Raw genomic sequence first — 24,063 nt, forward strand, 5'->3', positions numbered from 1 at the left:
AAGGTGCGGCGTGGCTTTCGAAGGCAAACTGGCGTGGCAGCAAAGGGGAATTGGCATGCAAAGCACGACGACCTTGAAACGTCACGCGCAGTTGGTGGATCAGATGGCCAGCAGCTTGGGCGTTGATTTAGAACAGAAAATCATGGAAGGCCATCTGACGATGGAGGCCTTGAGCGATGTGGTTCTGGCCTGCACCGGCTGTTCAAATCCCGAGGCTTGTGGCCATTGGTTGGAAGAGAACAAGGTTGCGACGGCGACCCCGGATTACTGTCGGAACAGCAACGTTTTTGATTTGCTGATCGCGGGCAAACACGCCTGACCGGAAGGTACAGGATGTACCAAACGTACGCGGCTTTTGTACGCACGCGGTGCGCGTGCCGATGACTCAGAGGCGTGCGCCGAGCGCAGAGGCAATCCCGAAGAAGAAACACGCCGTGGCCAGAGCCACGAAGAGATGCCAGATGGCATTCGAAAAGCGCAAGCTCTCCCACGCGTAGAACACGACACCGAAGGTGTAGAGCAGACCGCCCGCCAGAAGAAGCCCGAGGCTGTGACCCGGCAGAATCGGAGTGAGCGGGATAAAGAGCGCCACCCCGATCCATCCAAGCGCCACATAGGGCATCCAGCCGGTCGGCATCTGGCCCGGTTTGGCCCTGATCTTGGTCACGGCACCAAAGATCGCGAGCAGCCACACCAACGCAAGAACGACATAGCCAAAGGCGGTGCCCAAAAGCACGCTGAGCGGCGTGAAGGTGCCCGCGATTTTCACATAGATCGCGGCGTGATCAAGGCGACGCAGGATGGGCCGGGCGGCGGTATGGGCATAGAGATGATAGGCCGCAGAGGCGCCCAGCATTAACAAGAGCGCGCCGGAATAGACGATGGTCGAAGCCAGCGTGACCCCATCCATGCGCAGCGCCCACATGGCAAAGAGCACGCCCACACCGGTGAGCGCCGCCAGCAGGCCGACAATATGCACCGCCCCGTCAGCAAGACGTTCGGCGCGGGAATAGGCGGGATAGGACATGTCAATCATCCGGTCTGTTTGGCAGAAGTGTATTAATTTTTCTATGAGCTGTCTCACGATATGGTTGGAGTCCGCAGAATTTCGTGGCGTTTTGAGGGTGACGTTGCGGCAATCCCGGCGCAGCGAAAAAAAGAATCGAGTCGCACCCCACCGCAGGATTTGCGATAGTATGCGCTGCAACAAAGGAGTGTGATCATGAATCGCCGTCTTGTTCTGGGTTTTGTGAGCGCCGGAATGCTCACCCTTGGCTGGCCGGTCACCGCGCAAACCGCGCAGATGAGCGCCGCCGAAATCACCGCGTTGTTGTCTGGCAACACCATTGTCGGGAATTGGTCCGGCACCGACTATCGGCAGTTCTTTGAGGCCGATGGCCGCACGGTCTATATGCTCGGCGATGGCCGCCGTGACGATGGCCAATGGCGCGTGAGTGCCGAAACGAACGACTATGAAAGCTGGTGGCGCAGCACCGGCTGGACGCCCTATGCCATGGTGCGCACCGATGCAGGCGGCTATGCGTGGATCAATGGCGACCGGCTCGAGCCCTTCGAGGTGCTGAGCGGGCGGCAGATCGAGTAAGCGCCCGCGCTCTGACAGGAGCACGAGCCACCTTTCCCAAAGTCAGTTCACCAGATTGGCTGGCGTTTCCCCGGCAAAGAAGGCGCGCAGGTTCTCGACCGCCATCAACCCCATCGCCTCGCGCACTTCGAGGGCTGCGGTGCCCAAATGCGGCAGGAGCGCGACGTTTTCCAGTGCCTTGAGCGCATCCGGCACAATCGGTTCACGCTCGTAGACATCGAGCCCGGCCCCGGCGATGCGGCCCTGTTGCAGAGCGGCGACCAGCGCCGCCTCATCCACCACATCGCCGCGGGCGATATTGATGAAATGCGCGGTCGGTCGCATGGCCTCGAACACGGCGGTATTGAGCAGGTGCCGGGTCTCGGCCCCGCCGGGCACGGCGACGACCAGGAAATCCGCCTCAGCCGCCACGGCCTCGATCGAGCCAAGCTGGCGGGCGTCGAAATCGAGCGGTTTGGGCGAGCGGTTGTGATAGACGACCTGCATGCCAAAGCCGAAGTGGCAGCGCCGGGCAATTGCCTGACCAATGCGGCCCATGCCGATGATGCCCACCGTCTTGCCGGTGACATGCAGCCCCAGCATCTGTGTGGGATTCCAGCCCGGCCATTTGCCCGTGCGCACCAAACGGTCGCCTTCGCCTGCTCGGCGTGCGGTCATGAGGAGCAGGGTCATCGCGATATCGGCGGTGGCATCCGTCACGGCACCGGGTGTGTTGGTCACGGCGATACCCACAGCGCGGGCGGCGGCCACGTCGATATGGTTATAGCCCACACCGAAATTGGCGAGGATGCGACAACGCGAATTCTCGGCCTCGGTAAAGACATCGGCCTGAAACATGTCGCCCAGCGTCGGCAGGATGCCATCGTAGAGCGCCAGTGCGCCGCGCATCTGCCCCGGCTTGAGCGGGGTGTTGTCGTCGCGGGTCTCGACTTCAAAATGGCTGCGGGCGGCGTCGAGCACGCGGTCCGGCATGGGGCGGGTCAGAAGGATCCGTTTCAATGCAGTTTTTCTCCGATGGGAATGTCTTGGTCGGGGCCTATCAGAACGATATCGCCATTGCTATCGCTCAGCCCCAGCACGAGGATTTCTGACAGGAACTTGCCAATCTGGCGGGGCGGAAAATTGACCACGGCCAGCACCTGACGGCCAATCAGCGTCTCTGGCGTGTAATGGGTGGTGATCTGGGCGCTCGATTTCTTTTCGCCAAGTTCGGGGCCGAAATCGACCCAGAGCTTGATCGCGGGTTTGCGGGCCTCGGGATAGGGTTCGGCGCGGGTCACGCGGCCGACGCGGATGTCTACGTTGAGAAAGTCGTCAAAACTGATCTCAGCCATTGCGCAGTACCTTGGAGCGGTCGGTGGCGGCCGCCACGGTTTTCAGCATCAGGGGCGGCAGGCCGGTCTCAGGGTGCATCAGCACCTCCAGCCCCGCCTGCGTGGTCCCATTGGGGCTGGTGACGTTCTGGCGCAACTGCGCCGGGGTTTCGTCTGCGGCCTCGGCCAAGGCGCCCGCACCGGCGACGGTGGCCTGAGCCAGTTGCATGGCGAGGGTGGGCGAGAGGCCCTGCGCCTCGCCCGCCTGAGCCATGCATTCGATCATGTGGAACACATAGGCGGGGCCAGAGCCAGAAAGGCCGGTCACAGCGTCCATCTGGTCCTCATGGTCGAGCCGCACCACCTGACCCACCGCGCGCAAGAGGGCCTCGGCCAGATCGAGATGGGCGGCATTGGCATTGGCATTGCCGATGATAGCGGTGATGCCGCGCGCCACGGCAGCGGGGGTGTTGGGCATGGCGCGGATGATCGGGGTCTGCGCGCCCAAGACGGACTCGAAGGCGGCAATCGGCGTGCCGGCGGCGACAGAGATGAACAGCGTGGTGCCATTGCCCATGGCGGCGAGGCTGGGGAGGGCCGCGCCCATCATCTGCGGCTTGACCGCGACAAGGGTGATGGCGGGGCTGGCGGGCAGGTCGGTGTTGACATGCACGCCGGTGCCGCGCAGCCAGTCGGAGGGGTTGGGATCCATCACCCAGACCGATGCGGGCGGCAGCCCACCCGCCAGCCAACCTTGCAACATGGCGCTGCCCATCTTGCCGCAGCCCAATAAAACAAGGCCTTTTTGGGCCAGATTGTCCATGTTCATGGTGGTATCCCCGCGTCTGTGAGTGCAATCGCGGGGACAGTGTTACGCGCGCCCGTAGGCCTCTGCAATGGCGACTTGCATGGCGTCGCGGGGGGATTGGTCACCCCAGATCGCGAGTTGCAGAGCGGGGTAATACCGCTCGGCATTGGCAACGGCGGCATGCAGCATGGTGTCGATCTGCTCGGGGCTGGCGACCTGAGCACCGGCGAGGACGAGGCCGTAACGATAGACCATCAGTTTCTGCTCGGCCCACCAAGTAAAGGCGCCGGTCCAGCATTCATCATTGATTTCATTGAGGATTTCAAAGAGAACGGGGAGCTTGTCGGCGGGCGGGTCCATGTCGAAGGTGCACACCAGACGCAGGGTTTCGTCATATCCGGACCAGGCGAGGGTCAGGGAATAGGTGCGCCATTGCGCCTCGACGGCCATGGCGATCTGGTCATCGCCGATGCGGTCGAACTCCCACTCGTGATGCTCGGCAATATGTTCAACGATATCAATGGGATGGATATCGTCCTGCAAGAACTGCTCTGAAAGTGCCATGGCGCCGCCTCATTTGCTGTAGCGCGGGGGTGGCGTTGCACCCCTAGCGCTAGGTGCCTGCTCTACGGACGGGGGCCATTCCCCTCGCCCATACCAGATATGGTGCGGGGTTTCGCGCAGCCTGTAAAGCTATTTGTTGGGGGGAGAGGCAATATCTTGTGGATGGAATGATGGCTGCCGCAAGAGAAGGCGACAGGGGAGGAGATTGGGGGGACGTACGGGTGTGCGGTTTGAGCGTACGGGAGAGCGGAGAGACTAGGCAGCCGACTCATAAAACTCGATCCACAGCCTGATCGATGCCAGTTTGATCATCGACAGGAAATTGCGTGAGGTCTTCTCGTATCGGGTTGCGATACGGCGGAACGAGGCTTTCAGCCTGCCAAAGAAGCGCTCGATTTTGTTGCGTTCCCGGTAGATTTCAGCATCAAATTCGGCGGGTAGTTTACGGTTGGCCTTGGGAGGGATCACGTCGATAGCCCCCTGTTCCCAGATCATATCCCTGATCCAGTCTGCGTCATATGCTTTATCCGCGAGCACATGTTGTCCAGGTTGCAAGTTGTCCAGTAGCGTCTTGCACGGCGGCGCGTCATGGGCTTGACCGGGTGTCAATTCATATCGGATCGGCAGCCCATCCTGATTGGTAAGTGCATGTATTTTCGTCCCTAATCCGCCCCGTGAACGACCTAAACAGCGGCGTGGGTCTTTTTTTGAGCGTGGTGGCGGAATGATGCGCACGCACGCTGGTCCCGTCGACCATCACCATGTCAACGTTATGCGCGTCGGCGATGGCCTCCATGATCCGGTCCCAGTGGCCTGCATAGCTCCACCGGTTGAAGCGGTTGTAGACCGTGGTCGGTGGGCCGTATTGCTCTGGTAGATCAGCCCAAGGGATGCCGGTGCGCAGGACGTAGAAAATGCCGTTGATCACGCGGCGGTCATCAACCCGCTTCTTGCCACGTGTTTTGTTGGGCAAGACAGCTTTGATGAACTCCCATTCCAGATCGCTCATATCTGATCGCGCCATTTGCATTCTCCCGCCCAGTTTTGTGCGAGAGTGAATCACAAACTTATGCTTCTAAACAAGAATTAATGAGTGTGCTGCCTAGGAGTTTCGAAAGCCGATGGCAAACATGGATCTGTTCTTCGTCACTGTCACCCCGCGCGAATAGCACCGGAGGTGCCGCGCGGATCGCCGGGCCGCCCATCGCACCAAAGCTGCGCCGGTATTGGTGGCACGCCTTCGGCGTGACGGCCTGGCGATTATGAGGGGTCGCGCGCGATCGAGGGGGTACAATGACTTGGCCGGCATAAAGGGGCAACCACGGGTGTTACCTCGCCAGACCGCGGCCCTGCGACCGCGTGGCAAGGGGAGCGGGGTGTGGTCGGCGCGGCGTTTGCCAAGCGTGAGGATTTGGTGGGTGGGCACCCACCTTACGGGGTTGTTCGGTGCGCGGGGGCTCTGCTTACTTCTCCAGCGCCTCGATGCGCGCTTTCAGGGCTTCGTTTTCCTCGCGGGCCTTTTGGGCCATGGCGCGCACGGCGTCGAATTCCTCGCGCGTTACGAAATCGCGGTCGGCGAGCCAGCGGTCGATCAGGGATTTCATGGCGGTCTCGGCCTCGGTCCGCGCGCCCTGGGCGACGCCCATGGCATTGGTCATCAACTGGCTGAGGTCGTCGAGCACTTTGTTACGGGTTTGCATCGGTTTCTCCGGCGTTGCATCTGCTCTCTTATATGTGTCGGGCGGGCCAGATCACAAGGTTGACTTGGCCTGATGGCAGAGGCAGACAGGCGCCTATGCAAGCCATGATCCCCTTTCCCGACATCGCGCCCGAGATCTTCTCGATTTCGCTCTTTGGCATCGACTTTGCGCTGCGTTGGTATGCGCTGGCCTATATCGCGGGAATCGTGATCGGCTGGCGGTTGGTGGTGGCGAGCGTGAAGCGACCGGGCCTCTGGCCGGGAGGTGTCGCGCCGATGCGGCCCGAACAGGTCGAGGATCTGCTCACTTGGGTCATTCTGGGCGTCATTCTGGGCGGGCGGCTGGGCTATGTGCTGTTTTATCAGCCGGGCTATTATCTGGCCAATCCGGGCGAGATTCTAGCGGTCTGGCAAGGCGGGATGGCGTTTCACGGCGGGCTGATGGGTGTGGTGCTGGCGGTGGTGGTGTTTTCCTGGCGTCAGGGCATTGCGTGGCTGTCGGTGGCGGATGCGCTCTGCATGGTGACGCCGGTGGGATTGCTGCTGGGGCGGATCGCGAATTTCATCAATGGCGAGCTTTGGGGGCGGGCGACGGACCTGCCTTGGGGCGTGGTCTTTCCGGGGGCGGCGGCGCAGGATTGTGCCGGGGTTGTGGGGCTTTGTGCGCGGCATCCCTCGCAGCTATACGAGGCGGCTCTGGAGGGGTTGATCCTTGGCGCGGTGCTGTTGTGGCTGGGCTGGCGGCGCGGGGCGCTGAGGGTGCCCGGCACGCTGACGGGGCTGTTTTTCGCAGGCTATGGCGTGGCGCGGTTCATGGTGGAGTTCGTGCGCCAACCGGATGCGCAATTCGTGAGCGCGGGCAATCCGCTGGGCTGGGCGGTGCAGATGGGCGAGATTGGTCTGACCATGGGGCAGCTTTTGTCGCTGCCGATGCTGGCCTTTGGGATTGGCATGGTGCTCTGGGCGCGGCGTGCGGGGGGACATGAGCGGGCTTGAGGCTCAGTTGCGCGCGCGGATCGCCGAGGCGGGGCCGATCAGCCTGGCGGATTACATGGCCGCGTGCCTGATGCATCCCGAGTTTGGCTATTACGCGACGCGTGATCCGTTCGGGGCGGGGGGCGACTTTGTCACCGCGCCTGAGATCAGCCAGATGTTTGGCGAATTGCTGGGGCTGTGCCTTGCACAGGTCTGGCTGGATCAGGGGCGGCCCGCGCGGTTTGTTTTGGCGGAACTGGGGCCGGGGCGTGGGACGCTGATGGCCGATGTGCTGCGCGCGACGCAGCGCGTGCCGGGATTTCGCGACGCGGCAGAGGTGCATCTGGTCGAGGGATCGGCGGTGTTGCGCGCGGCGCAGCGGCGGGCGATTGCGGGCGATGTGATCTGGCACGAGCGGGTTGAGAGCCTGCCGGAGGGGCCGCTTTACCTGCTGGCGAACGAGTTTTTCGATGCGCTGCCGATCCGGCAGTTTCAGCGGTTCGGGGATGGCTGGCGAGAGCGGGTTGTGGGGCTGAGCGACGACCGCCTGGCGCTGGGGCTGAGTGGGCCGGTGGCACCGCCTGCGCTGGTGGAGCGGCTGGCGGAGACGCGCGAGGGCGATGTCGTCGAGATATGCGGACCCGGTGAAGCTGTGGCGGCTGAGATCGGCGCGCGGATCGCGGGGCATGGCGGGGCCGCGCTGATCGTGGATTATGGCGATTGGCGATCACTGGGTGATACGTTTCAGGCGGTCAAGGGCCATGCGCCGGTTGATCCGCTGGCAGCGCCGGGACTGGCGGACCTGACCGCGCATGTGGATTTCGAAGCGCTGGCGCGGGCGGCAAGCCCGGCGGTCTACACCCGGTTGACACCGCAGGGGGTGTTTCTGGAGCGGTTGGGGATTGGGGCGCGGTCCGAGGTCTTGGCGCGCAATCTGAGCGGGCAGGCGTTGGAAAACCATCTCGCGGCATATCAGCGCTTGACCGGGGCGGAGGAAATGGGGACGCTCTTTAAAGTGCTGGGTCTCTATCCCGAGGGAACCACACCACCACCGGGATTGGACCCATGACGCTAGAGATACTGACCGCTGACAGTTTGGCACCGCTGCGCCACGGTTTTTTTACCCGGCGGGGCGGCGCGTCATCGGGCGTGTTCTCGGGGCTCAATTGCGGGCCGGGATCGTCGGATCAATCCGAGATCGTGCAGATCAACCGGACGCGGGTGGCCGAGGCGATGGGGATCGCCCCGGATCATCTAATCACCGTGCATCAGGTGCATTCGCCGGATGTGGTGACGGTCACGGGGCCATTGGACGCGCGCCCGCGCGCCGATGCGATGGTGACGGATGTGCCGGGCGTGGCGCTGGCGGTGCTGACGGCGGATTGTCAGCCGGTGCTCTTTGCCGATGTGGCAAACGGGGTGATCGGGGCGGCGCATGCCGGATGGCGCGGGGCGCTTGATGGTGTGCTGGAGGCCACGGTTGCGGCAATGGTGGATCTGGGCGCCGAGCGTCGCCGGATCAAGGCCGTGATCGGCCCGTCGATTTCGCAGGCGGCCTATGAGGTCGGACCGGAGTTCATCGAGGAATTTCTGACGGATGATCCGGACAATGCCCGGTTTTTCGCCAATGGGGAGAGCGGACGGTATCAGTTCGATCTGCCGGGATACGGATTGCATCGGTTGCGGCAGTCCGGAATCGGGCAGGCGGAATGGACGCGGCATTGCACCTATGACGATCCCGAGCGATTCTATTCCTATCGGCGCACCACCCATGCCGGTGAGGCGGATTATGGTCGGCTGATTTCGGTGATCCGCCTCTGATTGGGGCGGGATTCGGGCCGAAATTGTGGGCGCAGTCTGGCGCTGTCGGCAGTGAGCCGAGAATGTCTGAAAATTTTTATTAGAATTCAAGGGATTGAGTTTTTGTTCGGGCTGTGCCTGTGCCCTGATCTTGTCTGAATATTCACGATTTCCGCCAAATCTTGGCCCCAAACCGGGGGCATAGTTGCTGGTAACGAAACAATGAGCCCTGCGAATTGGGGCCTGAGGCAAGAGGTTGGAGCCATGAAAGCACGTTGGTTGAAATCGGTCGTGAAACACAGCAAAGAGGCGGCCACGGCGCTGCCCTTTCAGCGCGGACAGCGCAAACTTGCCGTGCGGATCGTGGAATTGCCCAAGGTGGTCAAGACGGCCTGAGCGGTTTGGTGCCGCTCTCGGCCCGGTTCGAGACCTCGATCAGATTGCCGTCGGGATCGCGCAGGTAAAGCGAGCGGATCGGGCCGGTGGCCCCGGAGCGGGGCAAGGGGCCAAGCTCGACCGTCACGCCAAGGGCCGCGAAATGCCGCTGCCAGTGCTCTAGCGGGGCCTCGCTGAGAAAGCACAGATCGGCGCTGCCGGGTTGGACATGCGCCGCCTTGGGATCGAATTCCGCCCCGGATTGATGCAGGTTGATTTTCTGAATGCCAAATTTCAGCGCCCAGCGGGTGCTGCCATCGGCGGGGTGAAATGCCTCGGGTGTCATCCCCAGAACGTCGCGGTAAAAGGCGCAGGTGGCGGGGATATCGGTCACGGTCAGCACGAGATGGTCGAGTGCTGCGAGTGTGGGCTGGGTCATAAGGACGCCTCGGGTCTGAAATCGTCGGGAATCCGGTCGATGCCGTCGAGCATCAGATCGGCCATCACCGCGCCCACCTTGGGGGCCATGCCAAATCCGATTTTAAAGCCGCCATTGGCGAGGAATTCGCCCGGTCGAAAGGGATGTGCGCCCAGCATGGGTGCGCGTGAGCGCGAGCGCGGGCGCACCCCGGCCCAACGTGCGATCACCGGCGCACCGGAAAGTGCGGGCACTGCCGCTACGGCGCGGGCGATGACATCGTCAAGCTGGGCATCGATGCTGGTAGGGTCGTCATAATAACGCTCGGAGGTCGAGCCTATGGCGGTGGTGCCATCCTCATGCGGCACGATATGCACCTCATTGGCGAAAATCTGCGGCTGGTTGCGGGCATCATAGGCCAAGAGCGCGCCCTGGCCCTTGACCCCGTTGCCGACGGACCGGGTATGCGCGGCACTGAGCGCGTCGAGCCCCGCGATGCCGGTAGCCCAGAGGATGCGGCCCGTTGGCTTGCCGTCGGTCACAACCTCGGAGCCGCGCGCGCGCAGGGCGGCAACAAGGGCGGCGCAGGCCTGACGCGGGTGCAGGCGGGCGGTGAGCGTGTCGTGGATGATCTGGCCGGTGGCGCTGGGCGGGCACCAAGGGCCGGATTCAGGGATGATGCGCCACTCGGCCTGACCCTGCCAGAGGGTTGCGGCGTTCTCGATGCGCTCTGCGGCCAGTTTGAGAGCGGCGGCATCGGCGATGGGTTGCAGGCGGCCAAGGCGGGCATAGCCGGGTGAAAGATGTGAGACCTCGGCCACTTCGGACCAGAAATCACCGGCCATGAGCAGGCTCTCAAGCTGAAACGCCTTTTTGCTATTCCAAAGCTCGGGCACATGCGGGGCCATAGCGCCGACAATGCCGCCCGAAGCCCCCGCACCGGGGCCATGCGGGTCGATGACGCGGACGCGCGCGCCGCGCCGCGCGCAGGCCCACGCCACCGAAAGGCCAAAAATGCCCGCGCCCATCACCGTGATATCGACCATTGCCAATCCTTTGCCGCCGCGCGATGGTCGCGCGCGTTTCGGCCATGCTTTAGAGGATCATGCCATGCAGGACCAGACCGCAGACCTGATCTGGCGCGAGGGCGATGTGCCGGTGTCGGTGCGGTTCGATGATCCCTATTTCAGCCTCGACAACGGTCTGGCGGAAACCCGGCATGTGTTTCTGGGCGGCAATGACCTGCCAGCGCGGTTTCGCGATGGGTTTCACGTTGCGGAACTGGGCTTTGGCACGGGGCTGAACCTCTTGACCGCGCTTACGGCGTGGCGCGCCGCAGGCGTGGCTGGGCGGCTCTGTTTCACCAGCTTTGAGGCCTATCCGATGGCACCGCAAGACATGCGCCGGGCACAAGGCCGCTTTGCGGAACTGGCGGGGGTTGCGGCGGAATTGGCACCGTATTGGCAGGGGCGTTCGCAAAGGATCAGCCTGCCGGATCTGGAGTTTACGTTGATCGAAGGGGATGCGCGTGAGACGCTAAACCCTTGGCAGGAAACGGCAGATGCGTGGTTTCTGGATGGGTTTTCGCCGGCCAAGAACCCCGAGATGTGGCAGCCGGATCTGATGGCGGAGGTGGCGCGGCATACCGCGCTGGGGGGCACCGCCGCGAGCTATACGGCGGCGGGGTTCGTGCGACGGGGGCTTGAGGCCGCTGGCTTTTGTGTTACGCGGGGTCAAGGATATGGCCGCAAACGGCACATGACCATGGCCCGGAAAGATATTTCGTGAAAGACCGCTCGTGAAAGACCTCTTGTGACGCTGCAAAACACCCGCTTGGGCATCTGGTTGATGGTGTTGACCACGGTCATCTTTGCCGTGCAGGACGGTATTTCGCGGCATCTGGCCGAAGAATACAACGTCCTGATGGTGGTGATGATCCGGTTCTGGTTCTTTGCCGCCTTTGTGATGGTGATCGCCGCGCGCAAGGCCGGGGGGCTGCGGGCCGCTGCCACCACATCGCAACCGCTGATGCAGGGGTTTCGTGCCGTGCTGTTGGTCGCGGAAATCTGTGTGATGATCTACGGCTTTACCCTTTTGGGTCTCATCGAGGTGCATGCGGTTTTTGCCTGCTATCCGCTGTTGATCGCGGCGCTGTCCGGCCCGGTGCTCGGCGAGCGGGTGGGTTGGCGGCGCTGGGCAGCCATCGGGGTTGGCTTTGTTGGCGTGCTGATCATTCTGGAGCCGGGGGTGGGCGTGATCGACCCCAAGGCGATCGTGCCCTTTATCGCGGCGCTGATGTTCGCGCTCTACGGGTTGCTGACGCGCTATGTGGCGCGCCGGGATACGGCGGCGACGAGTTTCTTTTGGACCGGGACGGTGGGGTCGATTGCCATGACCCTCGCCGGGATCTGGTTCTGGGAGCCAATGACAGGCGATGCCTGGGTCTGGATGATCACGCTCTGCATCACCGGGGCGGCGGGGCATTACACGTTGATCAAGTGCTATGAGGTGGCGGAGGCGAGTGCGGTGCAGCCCTTTGCCTATCTGCAACTGTTCTTTGTCACCGGGATCGGGATTTTCATCTTTGGCGAAACGATCCGGATGAATGTGGCCGTGGGCGGAGCGCTGGTCGTGGGGGCGGGGTTGTTCACGCTCTGGCGACAGCGCAGGGTGGGGTGAGGGGGCGTCTGGGTCCTTTGTGACTGCGCTCTGAAGAGCCGCGCGGTGCCCGTCCGCCGGGTGGGCGCTGGAACGGCACCGGCTGGCACTTGATGCTTGCCAAACACTCCTGCGTTATCAATAGGGTGATACGTCGCAAAAGCGCCCGCCCGGAGGGGCGGACGGGCGCTGCGCGGCGGTGCCTGCGGCCCCTTGATTCCGCGCATTGGGGATTCGGGCTAAGGTCGGTTCAAGCCCTCTGAATCGCCCCTTACCCCGGTGTTTTCTCCATCACCCGCCATGTCAGGGCCGCGTCGGACTGGCCCGAGAAATCCTCGGCCAGCGCGCGCATCCGGGCGTGATGGGGGGATTTGATGCAGACCGGATCGGTCGCCGCCGGATCGCCTGCGATGGCCATGGCCTGACAGCGGCAACCGCCGAAATCAATCGTCTTGCGCTCGCAGGAGCGGCAGGGTTCCTGCATCCAGTCGGTGCCACGAAAGGCATTGAAGGCCGCACCGTTGTGCCAGATCTCGGCCAAGGGGCGGTCGCGGACATTGTCGAATGTCAGCGTCTTGATGGTCTGCGCCGCGTGGCAGGGCAAGACCAGCCCATCGGGGGCGACGTTGAGGCCGGTGGTGGCCCAGCCGCCCATGCAGGTCTTGGGGTAATCGGCGTGATAATCGGCGGGCACATAGTCGATCACCAGACGCCCCTTGAGGGCGGCGCGCGCCTCGGCGACGATGCGGCTGGCCTCGCGGGCCTGGGCGCGGTCGGGCATGAGCGCGCCACGGTTGAGCATGGCCCAGCCGTGGAATTGCACGGTCGCCACTTCGATCCGGCGCGCGCCCATGTCCTGCGCCATTTCAATCGCGCGGGGCAGTTGGTGCATGTTGCCGCGATGCATGACGAAATTGAGCGTGAGCGGAAAGCCGATGGCGGCGATCCATTTGGCCACCTGCATCTTGCGGTCAAAGCCGCCCTTGTAGCCGCCGATGCGGTCGGCCATTTCGGCATCGGTGCCTTGGAGCGACAATTGGATATGGTCGAGACCGGCGGCGTCGAGCGCTGTCAGCCGTCTTTCGGTCAGGCCGATGCCGGAGGTGATGAGATTGGTATAAAGGCCCGCGTCACGGGCGGCTGTCACCAGCTCTTCGAGATCGCGGCGCGAGGCGGGTTCGCCCCCCGAGAGGTGGAGTTGCAGCACTCCCAGATCGGCGGCCTGTTGAAAGACGGAAGTCCAGTCAGCGGTGCTCAGTTCCGTGTCGCGCGCGGTCAGTTCCACCGGGTTGGAGCAATAGGGGCAGGAGAGCGGGCAGCGATGGGTGAGTTCGGCCAGCATCGCGATGGGGGGATTGGCCATGTCAGCGCACCTCCAGAAACCGGCGCTCTGCGAGGCCGTCGAGGAATTCGGCGCTGTCACGGGTGACGTCGTCAAGCGGCGCGTTGAAGGTGGCGGCGAGATCGGCCGTGAGCGCGCCAAAGCTCTGCGCCCCGTCCACCCGGCTGAGAATGGCGTGACCTATCGGGTCAAGACGCACCGCGCGTTCGGGGGCGAGCAAGACCCAATCCTCGCGCACGCGGTCATACTGCAGGCGCACGCCGCGCGGCAGGCGGGGGATGGCGTCGGGGGTCATGCCGCGCCTTTGGCGAGCAGCCCCTCGCCGGGGTGCCAAGCGCCGGGCGGGATCCGGGCGGGATCAACATAGGCGGAATAGAGTGCGTCAAGCTGTGACCAGAGCACATCGGTCTTGAAGATGAGGGCTGCGGCGGCGGCCTCCTGTTTTTCCGCCGTATCGGCACGGTCGAGCACCCATTTGAGGCCAAAGGCCACGTCCTTGGGGGCCTCTTTCAGGCGGTTGCGGAAATAGGCGAGGCTGGAGTCATCGGCAAAGGCGTAATTGGCCAAGAGCCCCTCGATCCGTTCGGCGTGGATCTTGGGCGCGAAGAGTTCCGTCAGCGAGGCCGCGACCGCCTCGAGCAGCGGTTTTTCGCGGACAAAGGCGACATAGGCATCGACCGCAAAGCGGGTGGCGGGCAGCACGCCTTGGGCGGAGGCCACGTAATCGGGATCGAGCCCCACCGCCTGCGCCAGCCGCAGCCAGCGGCGAATCCCGCCCTCATTCTCGGCGGTGCCGTCGTGATCCTCGATCCGCGAGCGCCAGATGCGGCGCAGGTCGGCATCCTCGACCCGGCTGAGAAAGGCGGCATCCTTCATCGGGATGCGGGATTGGTAGTAATAGCGGTTGATGACCCAAGCGCGGACCTGATCGGGGGTGCATTGGCCGCCGTGCAGCAGGTGATGGAACGGGTGGCGGTCATGATAGCGATCTGCCCCGATTTGGCGCAGGCGGGCCTCAAAGGCGTCGCGGGTGGCGGTCATGCTGTGATCTCCATGCCGTCCTGTCCAATCGTCCAACCGGCCGATTCGGCCTCGGCCCGTTCGGGGGCGTCGGGGCGCAGGACAGGGTTCGAGTTGTTCATATGGATGTAGATTTTGCGCCCGATTCCGAGATCGCGCAAGGCGGCAATGGAGCCGTCGGCACCGCTCATCGAGATATGGCCCATGCGCCGCCCGGTTTTCTGGCTGAGGCCCATGGTGATCATCTCGTCATCGCGCCAGAGCGTGCCGTCGAAGAATACCATATCAGCACCGCGCAGGCGGGTGGCGAGCCGGTCGGTGACAGTGGCGCAGCCCGGAATGTAGAAGATGTTGCGCCCCTCGGCCTGAAGATGCACGCCGGTGGTCTGTTCGCCCTCAAGATCGGTTTGCACGGTTTCGCCCTCCATATAGAGCGGCACCTTGCCGGGGACGGCAAAGAGCGTGGCGGTGAGGCCGGGCAACAGGGTCACAGGCTGATCGAGCGCGATGGGGGTTCGCGGCACGCGGGTCGAATCGACCGCCTGCATCAAGGGGTTGGCGGCGAGGACGCTGTGAATTTCGCCGGTGGCGTAGAGGGTGAACGGCTGTTGCTCGCGCAGGCTGAGCAGCCCCGCGACATGGTCGATATCGCCATTGGTCAAGAGCACGCCCGCGATGGGTGTATCGCGCAGGCTGCGCGGATGCAGCGCCGGATTGGCGGCAATCTGGGCGAGAATGTCGGGGGAGGCGTTGAGAATCACCCAAGATGCGCCGTCCATGGTGACGGCCAGCGAGGATTGGGTCGAGGCAGGGATATGCCCCGAACGGGCGAGATTGCAGTTCTCGCAGCCACAGTTCCACTGTGGCAGACCGCCGCCGGCCGCAGCACCCAGTATCAGAGCCTTAAACACCTGTTACCTCGCTGCAGCCGAACGGGTCGTTTAGAACAGGACGCCGTCGCCTTCTTCGGCGGGGCCGTACATGTTGATTTCCATTCCGCAGTTCAGTTCACGCAGAACCGGCTTGCTCCATGCCATAGTCTATCCTCCTCTTAGATCAGTGCAGATAGGGTGATTAGATATTCCGATCCCGCACATGTCAACTTTGGCATGGTCGTAGAGCCCTACGACTTTAGTGCAATCCAAGGATGAAAGGGTTGTGTCCGGGGCTGGACCTGAGTGACACTGAGATCATATCTGAGCATATGGCGGGGGCCCTCGTCAGAATGCGGGAGAATGACCATGATCGAGCTGTTGTTTGTGGCCTGTCTGGCGCGTCAACCAGAGGTCTGTGAGGAGCGGGCGTTCCAATATACTGACCGAAGCGCGCAAAGATGCATGGCTGAGGCAATTCCGGAGTTGAGCAGATGGGCGTCGACACATCCAAGATGGCGCATTGCGCGCTGGTCCTGCCAGCCGCTGGGCGGGGCACGGTTGCGGGCCTGATGCGGGGCGTGACAGGGATTTTTCTGAGCCTCATGCTGGCGGCGGCACCGGTCGTGGCGGGCACGGCGCATGAGGGGTATGACCTTATCTTTCGCACCGGCACGCTGGCGGCCTTTGCGCCGGGCGATGCGCTGCACTATCAGAGCGAGACGGTGAATGAGGCCACGCCACCCGAGACGCAGGGGGCGCAGGCCTATGACCTGCGGATCGAAGAGGGCGGCACCGCGCAGCTGATGCATGTTCTGGACGCGGGGCAACAGCCGGTGGCGGGGTTTGACGCGAGCGTGGGCAATCCGATGGCGATGTTCTTTCTCGAACGGCTGGTGCGCGATCTGGCGCAGGCGACAGGGGGCAGCACATTCTATATCCGCAACCGGATCAAGGAGTCGCTTTTGGCACCGGTGGGGATTGCTCCGGTAGAGGTGAGTTGGGCCGGGAAGAGCCATGCCGCGCAGGAGGTGGTGCTGGCGCCCTTTGTCGGCGATGAGAATGCCGCGCGGCTGGGGCCGTTTTCCGAATTGCGCGTGGTGTTCGATGTCTCAGAAGTCGTGCCAGGCTGGTATCATTCGATGCGCGCCGAGACGCCAGAGCGTGACACTGGCGGGCGCTATTTCACCTCGACGCTGACGTTGAGGGAGGCTGTGGAATGAGGTCTCTGGCGGTCCTGCTGTGTCTCTTGCCCGGCATGGGTCTGGCGCAGAGCGTGGCGGAGCAACTCAACGATTATCCCACTGAGGCGCGGGCGGATTATGTCTTTGGCTGCATGGCGGCGAATGGCAATACGCGCGAGATGTTGCGTCGCTGCGCCTGTTCCATCGACGAGATTGCGGCGATCCTGCCGTATAAGGATTATGTGTCGGCTGAGACGGTTCTGGCTCTGCGTCAGGGCAGTGGCGAGCGGATGTCGATGTTCAAGGCGGGGCCAGTGAGCGAGGGCATTGTCGCCGACCTGCGCCGGGCGCAGGCGGAGGCCGAGATCGTCTGTTTCAAGTGACGCGGATCAGGACGCACCGGCCTTGGGCAGCAGGTCTTCAAACACATTGCCCTCGGTATCCTCGGCCCGGATGCGCAGATCCGGCGTGCCGTTGTCGGTATAGCTGAAGCGGAACACCGGATCCTCGGAAATCGAAATGCCGCCTGTCAGGGAAAAGAGCATCTCGTCCCCTTGCCAGACGGTCAGATCCTGAATGAAATGCGCAGGCACAAAGAGCTGGGTGATCTGGTCGCGTTGCAGGCCCGAGTAATTGGGATGGCGGATCATCAGTTGCGCGTCGCGGCGGCTGCCGATCTGGACCGGGGCGGTATCGAAATGGCGCAGGCGCATTTCACCCATATGGGCAAGCGCCACCTCGGGATCGCGGGTGGCGGGGGCAGCACAGCCACCGGCGGCCTTGACGAAACGCCCGTCGATATAGCTGGCGCTGGCAGTTTCGGCGACGACGCGCAGGTTGGAATAGGCATTGACCCGCACGCGTGTCTCAAAGCTGAGCGGGGCCATGGCGGGGCCAAAGGTGATTTCGGCGGCAAGCGGGGCCGGGTTTTCATCGACCACGAGTTTGAGCGTGGTGATCGGCCCCACGCTCTGATCGGTTTGGGTGACGACCACGGGCACGGTGGCCGCGTCATGGGCGCGGTAGGGCGCATCGACCGCAAAGATCGCACCGGAGCTGAGCGCCTTGCCTGCGTCGAGAATGTCGGCGCGCAGATAGTCCCATGTCTCGCCATCCTGTAGCGGATTGCGCGGCTCTTCGGCCAGCGCGGCGGTCCCGAGCGTGAGGCTCAGGCAAAGGGCGGTCAGGGGAAATCGGGTCATCGGCACCTCCGGATCGGGCATACTCGCACCATTGGACAATAGCACAGATCCCGCGCAAATTGTATCAACCTTTGGTAGCAGTTTTGCGAGGGCTCCGAGATGTTCGAGATCGTGCTGAGCCTCTGTCTGGTGGCCAACCCCGAGACGTGCGAGACGCGGCTTTTGCCGGTGGGCGCTGCGGATTGTGCGCAGGCCATGGCGCGGGCCGAGGAGATCGCGCCGGACTGGGGCGCTGCGCTGCGGGCGAGTGCGTTTGACTGCGTGGCGCGGCCCGAGAGCGGGCGTGTGTTCGAGGAGGCCGCGCCGGGCGTCTATGTGCATCGCGGGCAGGTGGAAGATGTGACGCCGGACAATCTGGGCGATGTCGCCAATATCGGATTCATTATCGGGGATGACAGCGTCGCGGTGATTGACGCCGGAGGCAGTCGCGCGGTTGGCGAGGCGGTCTATCTGGCGGTGCGGCAGGTCACGGACAAACCGATCACGCATATGATCCTGACGCATATGCACCCCGATCATGTGATGGGGGCTGCGGTCATGGTTGAGGCGGGCGCGCAGATCGTCGGGCATCGCAAGCTGGGGCAGGCGCTTGCGGCGCGGGCCGAGACCTATGAGACCGCCTTTGCGCGGCTCATGGGAGCGGGGTTCATCGGTAGCCGGGTGCCGGAGGTGGGCGAGGGGATCGGTGAGCGTGCCGAGGTCGATCTGGGGGGCCGCGTGCTGGATCTGGTGGCGTGGGAAACAGCGCATAGCGAGAGCGATGTGACGGTGTTCGACCGGAAAACGGCGACGCTTTTCACTGGGGATCTGGTGTTTGACGCGCATAGCCCGGCCTTGGATGGCTCGGTGCTGGGGTGGTTGCGCGTGCTGGAGGCGATGGGGATGCCGGAACCCGCGCGCATCGTGCCGGGGCATGGCGGGCCGGTTCTGGAGTGGCCCGAGGGGGCGGCTGATCTGCGGCGCTATCTGGAGGTTTTGCGCGACGAGACGCGCGCGGCGGTGTCGCAGGGGTTGCGGTTGGGTGAGGCGATTGAGACGGTCGGTCAAGGCGAGGCGGGACGCTGGGCGCTCTTTGACCTCTTTCACAAACGCAACGTGACGGCGGCCTTTACGGAATTGGAGTGGGAATAGGCCCGCGTTGGGGTAACGGTTCTGCGTGGCTTGCAGCGCGTCTGCCGAAATTTTAATCGGCTCGCACCGTATCTTGCGGCGGCGCAGGTTTTTCAGCCGGTCATAAATTTTACCAATTGATAAAATTTAGAATCGTGGAATACTGATCCTCAGCCATCCTTGACCGGAGAACGCCATGAGAGATCGCCAACTCGCCCCGGGTATCGTCGCAGGCCGGATTGATGCCGCCGCCTTGCAGGGCAATTTCACCGATCTGCATCCCCCGCTTGATGATCACGAGGCGTTGGTGGCGGCGGATCGCTGTTATTTCTGCCATGATGCGCCCTGCATCACCGCCTGCCCCACCTCGATCGACATCCCGCTCTTTATCCGGCAGATCGCCACCGGCACGCCCGAGGCGGCGGCCAAGACGATCCTCAGCCAGAACATCCTTGGCGGCATGTGCGCGCGCGTTTGCCCCACGGAAACGCTGTGCGAAGAGGCCTGTGTGCGTGAGGCAGCCGAGGGGCAGCCGGTGCTGATCGGGCGGTTGCAGCGCTATGCCACGGATAGGCTGATGGACAAGGGCGTGCATCCCTTTCGCCGTGCCGCGCCGACAGGGCGGCGTGTCGCGGTAGTGGGGGCGGGGCCTGCGGGTCTGGCCTGTGCGCACCGTCTGGCGATGAAGGGCCATGACGTGACGCTCTATGATGGGCGCGCCAAGCCCGGTGGTCTTAATGAATTCGGCATCGCGGCGTACAAGAGCACCGACAGTTTCGCGGCGCGTGAGGTCGACTGGCTGATGCAGATCGGCGGGATCACTCTGGCCACGGGGCAGCGTCTGGGGCGCGAGATTGTCTTGGATCAGTTGCGACAGGACCACGATGCGGTCTTTCTTGGCATTGGGCTGGGCGGGGTCAATGCGCTGGGCCTCGCAGGCGAGGATCGCGAGGGGATGCGTGACGCGGTGGATTTCATTTCGGAGTTGCGGCAGGCCGATGATCTGAGCCGCCTGCCGGTGGGACGTGATGTGGTGGTGATCGGCGGCGGCATGACGGCGGTGGATGCCGCCGTGCAGGCCAAACTCTTGGGCGCGCTCAATGTCACGCTGGTGTACCGGCGTGGACGCGACCGGATGAATGCCAGCCGCTATGAACAGGATTTGGCAGCCTCAAAGGGCGTGCGGATCGTGACCAATGCCACGCCCATTGCCGTGCATGGCAATGGGGCCGTGCGCGAGGTCGAGTTTGAATATAGCGATGATGATCTGAGGCCGACGGGCGAGCGGTTTCGCCTTGCCGCCGATCAGGTGTTCAAGGCGATTGGTCAGACGCTTGAGGGGGCCGATTTGCCCGCGCTGGACGGGCGCAAGATCGCCGTTTCAGACCGCGGGCGCACCTCTTTGCCCGGCGTCTGGGCCGGGGGCGATTGTGCGGCGGGGGGCGATGACCTGACGGTCACGGCGGTGGCCGAAGGCCGTGACGCTGCTGAAGACATCCACGCAACCTTGATGGCGGAGGGCTGAGCCATGGCGGACCTGACAACCAACTTCATCGGCATCACCTCGCCCAATCCGTTCTGGCTGGCCTCGGCCCCGCCCACGGACAAGGAATACAACGTGCGCCGCGCGTTCGAGGCGGGCTGGGGCGGCGTGGTCTGGAAGACGCTGGGTGAGGCGGGACCGCCGGTGGTCAATGTGAACGGGCCGCGCTATGGGGCGATTTATGGCGCTGACCGGCGTCTGCTGGGCCTCAACAATATCGAGTTGATCACGGATCGCCCGTTGGAGGTGAACCTGAAAGAGATGCGCCGGGTCAAGCGCGATTGGCCGGATCGTGCGCTGATTGCGAGCCTGATGGTGCCGGTGAACGAGGACGCCTGGCGCGAGATATTGCAGCGGGTCGAGGATACGGGATGCGATGGGGTCGAGCTGAATTTTGGCTGTCCGCATGGCATGAGCGAGCGCGGCATGGGCAGCGCCGTGGGGCAGGTGCCGGAATATGTGGGGCAGGTGGCCTATTGGTGCAAGAAGCACTCGAACCTGCCGGTGATCGTGAAATTGACCCCCAATATCACCGATATCCGCAAGCCCGCGCAGGCCGCCAAGGAAGGCGGCGCCGATGCCGTGAGCCTGATCAACACGATCAATTCGATCACCAGCGTTGATCTCGATCTCTTTGCGCCGGAGCCGACGATTGACGGGCAGGGCGCGCATGGTGGCTATTGCGGCCCGGCGGTGAAACCCATCGCGCTCAACATGGTGGCCGAGATTGCGCGGGACCCGGCCACGGCGGGCCTGCCGATCAGCGGTATCGGTGGGGTCACCACATGGCGCGATGCGGCGGAATTCATGGCACTTGGGGCGGGCAATGTGCAGGTCTGCACGGCGGCCATGACCTATGGCTTCAAGATCGTGCAGGAGATGATCTCCGGCCTGTCGCAGTATATGGATGACAAGGGATTCACATCCGTTGACCAACTGGTCGGGCGCGCCGTGCCGAATGTGGTCAACTGGAAGGATCTCAACCTTAATTACGTGACCAAGGCCAAGATCAATCAGGACGACTGCATCAACTGCGGGCGCTGCTATGCCGCCTGCGAGGATACCAGTCATCAGGCGATTGCGATGTCCGAGGATCGGGTGTTTACCGTCAAGGATGACGAGTGCGTCGCGTGCAACCTTTGCGTCAATGTTTGCCCGATCGAGGGCTGCATCACGATGGAGCGGATGGCGGCGGGTATGGTCGATCCGCGCACCGGCGAGGTGGTGCGGGAGGAATATGCCAACTGGACAACCCACCCCAACAATCCCGGGCGATGTGCGGCGGAATAGGCAGGCAGATCACACCAGGCCGCCCGTAATAGGCGCTGGGCTGTGGCGTGCGGCGCGGCGGATGGCGCGGCGGTAGAGGTAGCGCGCCCAGATCTGTGTGAGCGGGGGCTTTCGCTCGACCGTCTCGGCGTTGCGGGATACGCCCGAGGGGTAAATCCCGGCGGGGCGCAGGCGCGTGTGCCAATGGCTCTGGATCAGGCAATCAACCGGGCGGTCGAAGGTCTCGGTCAGGCTGAGCAGATGGGCAGCGGCGTCACGACCTACCATCTGCGCCGTGCTGCGCAGCCCGCTGACCAGGGACAGGCTGAGCGCGCAGCCGCCATTGGTGTCGATCAGTCGCGCAGGTCCGCGCAGGGCTTGCGTCTGGAACTGGATGTAACCCAGATCGTCGATCTGCGCCCGCGCCAGAGCGAGAGCGCGCGCGAAAACCACGGGATCAATCGTCGCGTCATCCTCGAAGATCAGCCCATAGTCGAGATCACGCCGGACAATCTCGGCCCAGATCTGGCGATGGCTGAGAAAGCAGCCGAGCTGGCTGGTTTTGAGCGCGAAGGGATAAGGGGGCGCGAAAATGCCCGCTCCGACCGTCGCGGAAAGCTCGTTGGACGACAGGCTCGATCCATCGACGGCGGACCAGATTTCGCCCTCCAGCCCGCAGGAGGCGAGAAGGGCGCGCGCCGCCTCGCGCCGCGCACTGGCGCGCGGCAGGTGCAAGACGAACGCGCGCCCGGTCACGCGGTCAGGCGCCGGGGGTCCAGCCCGAGACGGATTTGACCTCGAGGAAATCCTCGATGCCCCATTTGCCGCCCTCGCGCCCGTGGCCCGATTGTTTCATGCCGCCAAAGGGCGAGCCGGCGCCGCGCGATTGGCCGTTCATTTCCACCATGCCCGAGCGCAGGGCGCGCGCCAGCCGGTTGGCCCGCGCCGGATCACCGGTCTGCACATAGTTGGTGAGGCCGTAAGGCGTGTCATTGGCGATGCGGATGCCGTCCTCTTCGGTATCAAAGGGGATGATCGACAGGACTGGGCCAAAGATTTCCTCGCGTGCGATGGTCATCTCATTGGTGACATCGGCAAAGACCGTGGGTTTCACATAGAAGCCCCGGTTGAGCCCGTCCGGACGCCCGGTGCCGCCTGCAACCAGCCGCGCGCCTTCGTCGATGCCCTGTTGGATGAGGTCCTGAATCTTGTTGAACTGCACCTCATTGACCACCGGGCCGATGTGGCGACCGGCCTCTTGGGCGGAACCGACGGTGATCGCGTTTGCGGCCTCGGCGGCAATCTCGACCGCAGAGTCGTAAATCTCGCGCTGCACCAGCATCCGGGTGGGCGCGTTGCAGGATTGGCCGGTGTTGTTCATGCAGCGGATCACGCCGCGCTTGACTGCCTTGTCATCGGCATCGGCAAAGATCAGGTTGGCCCCCTTGCCGCCCAATTCAAGGCTCACACGTTTGAGCGTGTCGGCGGCGGATTTGGAGATGATGCGCCCGGCGCGCGACGAGCCGGTAAAGCTGATCATGTCGACATCGGGATGCGCGGTCAGTTGGCTGCCCACGCCCACGCCATCGCCGTTGACGAGGTTGAACACGCCCTTGGGCAGGCCGGCCGCATCGACGATCTCGGCAAAGATCACGGCATTGAGCGGTGATTCCTCAGACGGTTTCAAGATCATGGTGCAACCGGCCACGAGACCCGCGATCACCTTGAGCGTGACCTGATTCATCGGCCAGTTCCACGGGGTGATCATGCCGACAACGCCCACCGCCTCGTGAATGATGCGGTCATTCGGCGCGTGATCGCCAAGCGGTTCGTCAAAGGCGAAATCGCGGGCGGCGGTGATGAAATTGGCGATGTGCCAGCTTCCGGCGCCGACCTGCTGTTCGCGGGCCATGTCGATGGGCGCGCCCATTTCGAGGCTGATGGCCTGTGCCATATCCTCGGCGCGAGCCTTGTAGGCCTCGAGAATTTTCTCCGCATAGGCAATGCGGTCTGCGGGTGGTCTGGCCATCCACGCCGGAAAGGCCGCCTTGGCGGCGGCGACGGCGGCGTCGGTGTCGGCCTGACCGCCCAAAGAGATCACCGCGCAGGGCTCTTCGGTCGAGGGATTGATGACCTTGTGATCTTTTGCCGCGAGGGGATTGACCCAAGCGCCATTGATGTAGAACTGACGTTTCTCGATCATGGTATTGACCTCCAGTGATTTGGCGGCACTCTGTCAGGGGTGATGCCGACCTGCAAGGTTGGAAACTAGCGGAGGCCGTAATTTGATCAAATTGCCGCCGACGAC

General features: G+C 63.5%; 29 protein-coding genes and 1 pseudogene. 13 read left to right on the forward strand and 17 right to left on the reverse strand.

Annotated elements, in window-relative coordinates:
• Positions 1–55: 55 nt before the first annotated feature.
• A complete protein-coding gene (locus ROS217_RS03690; protein ID WP_009816322.1) occupies positions 56–319 on the forward strand; it encodes a DUF6455 family protein in 264 nt (87 codons plus the stop codon).
• 66 nt (positions 320–385) lie between these two features.
• Here the strand turns inward: ROS217_RS03690 and trhA are convergent, their stop codons facing one another.
• On the reverse strand, positions 386–1,027 hold the full coding sequence (gene trhA / locus ROS217_RS03695) for a PAQR family membrane homeostasis protein TrhA (protein ID WP_254656370.1): 642 nt from the start codon (positions 1,025–1,027) through the stop codon (positions 386–388).
• 195 nt (positions 1,028–1,222) lie between these two features.
• Here trhA and ROS217_RS03700 point away from each other — a divergent pair, with 195 nt between their 5' ends.
• On the forward strand, positions 1,223–1,603 hold the full coding sequence (locus ROS217_RS03700; protein ID WP_009816324.1) for a hypothetical protein: 381 nt from the start codon (positions 1,223–1,225) through the stop codon (positions 1,601–1,603).
• 42 nt (positions 1,604–1,645) lie between these two features.
• Here the strand turns inward: ROS217_RS03700 and ROS217_RS03705 are convergent, their stop codons facing one another.
• From ROS217_RS03705 to ROS217_RS03735, 6 genes and pseudogenes are all read right to left on the reverse strand, one after another.
• Positions 1,646–2,602 carry a 2-hydroxyacid dehydrogenase gene (locus ROS217_RS03705; protein ID WP_009816325.1) on the reverse strand — a complete coding sequence of 319 codons (957 nt, stop codon included), beginning with the start codon at positions 2,600–2,602 and terminating at the stop codon, positions 1,646–1,648.
• Complete coding sequence (locus ROS217_RS03710; RefSeq protein ID WP_009816326.1) at positions 2,599–2,937, reverse strand: tRNA-binding protein; 339 nt, start codon at positions 2,935–2,937, stop codon at positions 2,599–2,601. The genes ROS217_RS03705 and ROS217_RS03710 overlap by 4 nt, the downstream gene beginning before the upstream one ends.
• The gene (gene proC, locus ROS217_RS03715; RefSeq protein ID WP_009816327.1) at positions 2,930–3,745 is read right to left on the reverse strand and encodes a pyrroline-5-carboxylate reductase; all 816 of its coding nucleotides are present in this window, start codon (positions 3,743–3,745) and stop codon (positions 2,930–2,932) included. The genes ROS217_RS03710 and proC overlap by 8 nt, the downstream gene beginning before the upstream one ends.
• A 42-nt stretch (positions 3,746–3,787) precedes the next feature.
• Complete coding sequence (locus tag ROS217_RS03720) at positions 3,788–4,288, reverse strand: YbjN domain-containing protein (protein WP_009816328.1); 501 nt, start codon at positions 4,286–4,288, stop codon at positions 3,788–3,790.
• 255 nt (positions 4,289–4,543) lie between these two features.
• Positions 4,544–5,318 (reverse strand): annotated as a pseudogene (locus tag ROS217_RS23375) (IS5 family transposase).
• Between the two features lie 433 nt (positions 5,319–5,751).
• Positions 5,752–5,988 carry an accessory factor UbiK family protein gene (locus ROS217_RS03735; protein ID WP_009816329.1) on the reverse strand — a complete coding sequence of 79 codons (237 nt, stop codon included), beginning with the start codon at positions 5,986–5,988 and terminating at the stop codon, positions 5,752–5,754.
• Positions 5,989–6,083: 95 nt separating this feature from the next.
• Here ROS217_RS03735 and lgt point away from each other — a divergent pair, with 95 nt between their 5' ends.
• From lgt to ROS217_RS24865, 4 genes are all read left to right on the forward strand, one after another.
• Positions 6,084–6,983, forward strand: a complete 900-nt coding sequence (gene lgt / locus ROS217_RS03740; protein ID WP_009816330.1) for a prolipoprotein diacylglyceryl transferase — start codon at positions 6,084–6,086, stop codon at positions 6,981–6,983.
• The gene (locus ROS217_RS03745) at positions 6,970–8,031 is read left to right on the forward strand and encodes a class I SAM-dependent methyltransferase (protein ID WP_009816331.1); all 1,062 of its coding nucleotides are present in this window, start codon (positions 6,970–6,972) and stop codon (positions 8,029–8,031) included. Before lgt ends, ROS217_RS03745 begins: the two co-directional genes overlap by 14 nt.
• On the forward strand, positions 8,028–8,783 hold the full coding sequence (gene pgeF, locus ROS217_RS03750) for a peptidoglycan editing factor PgeF (protein ID WP_009816332.1): 756 nt from the start codon (positions 8,028–8,030) through the stop codon (positions 8,781–8,783). The genes ROS217_RS03745 and pgeF overlap by 4 nt, the downstream gene beginning before the upstream one ends.
• Positions 8,784–9,026: 243 nt before the next feature.
• The gene (locus ROS217_RS24865) at positions 9,027–9,158 is read left to right on the forward strand and encodes a hypothetical protein (RefSeq protein ID WP_009816333.1); all 132 of its coding nucleotides are present in this window, start codon (positions 9,027–9,029) and stop codon (positions 9,156–9,158) included.
• On the opposite strand, the gene ROS217_RS03755 is transcribed toward ROS217_RS24865, so the two are convergent.
• Both ROS217_RS03755 and ROS217_RS03760 read right to left on the reverse strand, forming a co-directional pair.
• On the reverse strand, positions 9,145–9,576 hold the full coding sequence (locus tag ROS217_RS03755) for a VOC family protein (protein WP_009816334.1): 432 nt from the start codon (positions 9,574–9,576) through the stop codon (positions 9,145–9,147). The two genes, ROS217_RS24865 and ROS217_RS03755, sit on opposite strands and share 14 nt — an antisense overlap.
• Positions 9,573–10,601: an NAD(P)/FAD-dependent oxidoreductase gene (locus ROS217_RS03760; RefSeq protein WP_009816335.1), complete on the reverse strand. Its 1,029-nt coding sequence runs from the start codon at positions 10,599–10,601 to the stop codon at positions 9,573–9,575. Before ROS217_RS03760 ends, ROS217_RS03755 begins: the two co-directional genes overlap by 4 nt.
• A 64-nt stretch (positions 10,602–10,665) precedes the next feature.
• On the opposite strand from ROS217_RS03760, the gene mnmD reads away from it, so the two are divergent.
• Positions 10,666–11,343 (forward strand): tRNA (5-methylaminomethyl-2-thiouridine)(34)-methyltransferase MnmD, encoded by a 678-nt coding sequence (gene mnmD / locus ROS217_RS03765; RefSeq protein WP_040651066.1) that lies wholly within the window; start codon positions 10,666–10,668, stop codon positions 11,341–11,343.
• Positions 11,344–11,367: 24 nt separating this feature from the next.
• Positions 11,368–12,234, forward strand: coding sequence for a DMT family transporter (locus ROS217_RS03770; RefSeq protein ID WP_009816337.1), 867 nt, complete (start codon positions 11,368–11,370; stop codon positions 12,232–12,234).
• Between the two features lie 250 nt (positions 12,235–12,484).
• Here ROS217_RS03770 and pqqE read toward each other — a convergent pair whose 3' ends face one another.
• Genes pqqE through pqqA form a run of 5 tightly spaced genes read right to left on the reverse strand, consistent with a single transcriptional unit; the run spans position 12,485 to position 15,612 of the window.
• Positions 12,485–13,576 carry a pyrroloquinoline quinone biosynthesis protein PqqE gene (gene pqqE, locus ROS217_RS03775; protein WP_009816338.1) on the reverse strand — a complete coding sequence of 364 codons (1,092 nt, stop codon included), beginning with the start codon at positions 13,574–13,576 and terminating at the stop codon, positions 12,485–12,487.
• Position 13,577: 1 nt separating this feature from the next.
• Positions 13,578–13,850 (reverse strand): pyrroloquinoline quinone biosynthesis peptide chaperone PqqD, encoded by a 273-nt coding sequence (gene pqqD, locus ROS217_RS03780; protein WP_009816339.1) that lies wholly within the window; start codon positions 13,848–13,850, stop codon positions 13,578–13,580.
• The gene (gene pqqC / locus ROS217_RS03785; RefSeq protein ID WP_009816340.1) at positions 13,847–14,596 is read right to left on the reverse strand and encodes a pyrroloquinoline-quinone synthase PqqC; all 750 of its coding nucleotides are present in this window, start codon (positions 14,594–14,596) and stop codon (positions 13,847–13,849) included. Before pqqC ends, pqqD begins: the two co-directional genes overlap by 4 nt.
• On the reverse strand, positions 14,593–15,486 hold the full coding sequence (gene pqqB / locus ROS217_RS03790; RefSeq protein WP_040650336.1) for a pyrroloquinoline quinone biosynthesis protein PqqB: 894 nt from the start codon (positions 15,484–15,486) through the stop codon (positions 14,593–14,595). The genes pqqC and pqqB overlap by 4 nt, the downstream gene beginning before the upstream one ends.
• A gap of 30 nt (positions 15,487–15,516) precedes the next feature.
• Positions 15,517–15,612: a pyrroloquinoline quinone precursor peptide PqqA gene (gene pqqA / locus ROS217_RS03795; RefSeq protein ID WP_037246620.1), complete on the reverse strand. Its 96-nt coding sequence runs from the start codon at positions 15,610–15,612 to the stop codon at positions 15,517–15,519.
• A gap of 329 nt (positions 15,613–15,941) precedes the next feature.
• Between pqqA and ROS217_RS03800 the strand changes: the two genes are divergently transcribed.
• Together ROS217_RS03800 and ROS217_RS03805 are read left to right on the forward strand one after the other, a co-directional pair.
• Positions 15,942–16,670: a hypothetical protein gene (locus ROS217_RS03800; protein WP_009816343.1), complete on the forward strand. Its 729-nt coding sequence runs from the start codon at positions 15,942–15,944 to the stop codon at positions 16,668–16,670.
• Positions 16,667–17,014, forward strand: coding sequence for a hypothetical protein (locus tag ROS217_RS03805; protein WP_009816344.1), 348 nt, complete (start codon positions 16,667–16,669; stop codon positions 17,012–17,014). The genes ROS217_RS03800 and ROS217_RS03805 overlap by 4 nt, the downstream gene beginning before the upstream one ends.
• 6 nt (positions 17,015–17,020) lie before the next feature.
• Here the strand turns inward: ROS217_RS03805 and ROS217_RS03810 are convergent, their stop codons facing one another.
• Positions 17,021–17,854: a quinoprotein dehydrogenase-associated SoxYZ-like carrier gene (locus ROS217_RS03810; RefSeq protein ID WP_009816345.1), complete on the reverse strand. Its 834-nt coding sequence runs from the start codon at positions 17,852–17,854 to the stop codon at positions 17,021–17,023.
• A gap of 78 nt (positions 17,855–17,932) precedes the next feature.
• Between ROS217_RS03810 and ROS217_RS03815 the strand changes: the two genes are divergently transcribed.
• From ROS217_RS03815 to preA, 3 genes are all read left to right on the forward strand, one after another.
• The gene (locus ROS217_RS03815; RefSeq protein ID WP_009816346.1) at positions 17,933–18,964 is read left to right on the forward strand and encodes a quinoprotein relay system zinc metallohydrolase 2; all 1,032 of its coding nucleotides are present in this window, start codon (positions 17,933–17,935) and stop codon (positions 18,962–18,964) included.
• A 175-nt stretch (positions 18,965–19,139) separates the two neighbouring features.
• The gene (locus tag ROS217_RS03820; RefSeq protein WP_009816347.1) at positions 19,140–20,468 is read left to right on the forward strand and encodes an NAD(P)-dependent oxidoreductase; all 1,329 of its coding nucleotides are present in this window, start codon (positions 19,140–19,142) and stop codon (positions 20,466–20,468) included.
• 3 nt (positions 20,469–20,471) lie between these two features.
• Positions 20,472–21,776 carry an NAD-dependent dihydropyrimidine dehydrogenase subunit PreA gene (gene preA, locus ROS217_RS03825; protein WP_009816348.1) on the forward strand — a complete coding sequence of 435 codons (1,305 nt, stop codon included), beginning with the start codon at positions 20,472–20,474 and terminating at the stop codon, positions 21,774–21,776.
• A gap of 9 nt (positions 21,777–21,785) precedes the next feature.
• Here preA and ROS217_RS03830 read toward each other — a convergent pair whose 3' ends face one another.
• Together ROS217_RS03830 and ROS217_RS03835 are read right to left on the reverse strand one after the other, a co-directional pair.
• Positions 21,786–22,511, reverse strand: a complete 726-nt coding sequence (locus ROS217_RS03830) for a glycosyltransferase family 25 protein (RefSeq protein WP_009816349.1) — start codon at positions 22,509–22,511, stop codon at positions 21,786–21,788.
• A 4-nt stretch (positions 22,512–22,515) separates the two neighbouring features.
• Positions 22,516–23,958: an aldehyde dehydrogenase family protein gene (locus tag ROS217_RS03835; protein WP_009816350.1), complete on the reverse strand. Its 1,443-nt coding sequence runs from the start codon at positions 23,956–23,958 to the stop codon at positions 22,516–22,518.
• Between the last annotated feature and the right edge of the window lie 105 nt (positions 23,959–24,063).

The sequence above is a fragment of the Roseovarius sp. 217 genome (genome assembly GCF_000152845.1).
Lineage (GTDB): Bacteria > Pseudomonadota > Alphaproteobacteria > Rhodobacterales > Rhodobacteraceae > Roseovarius.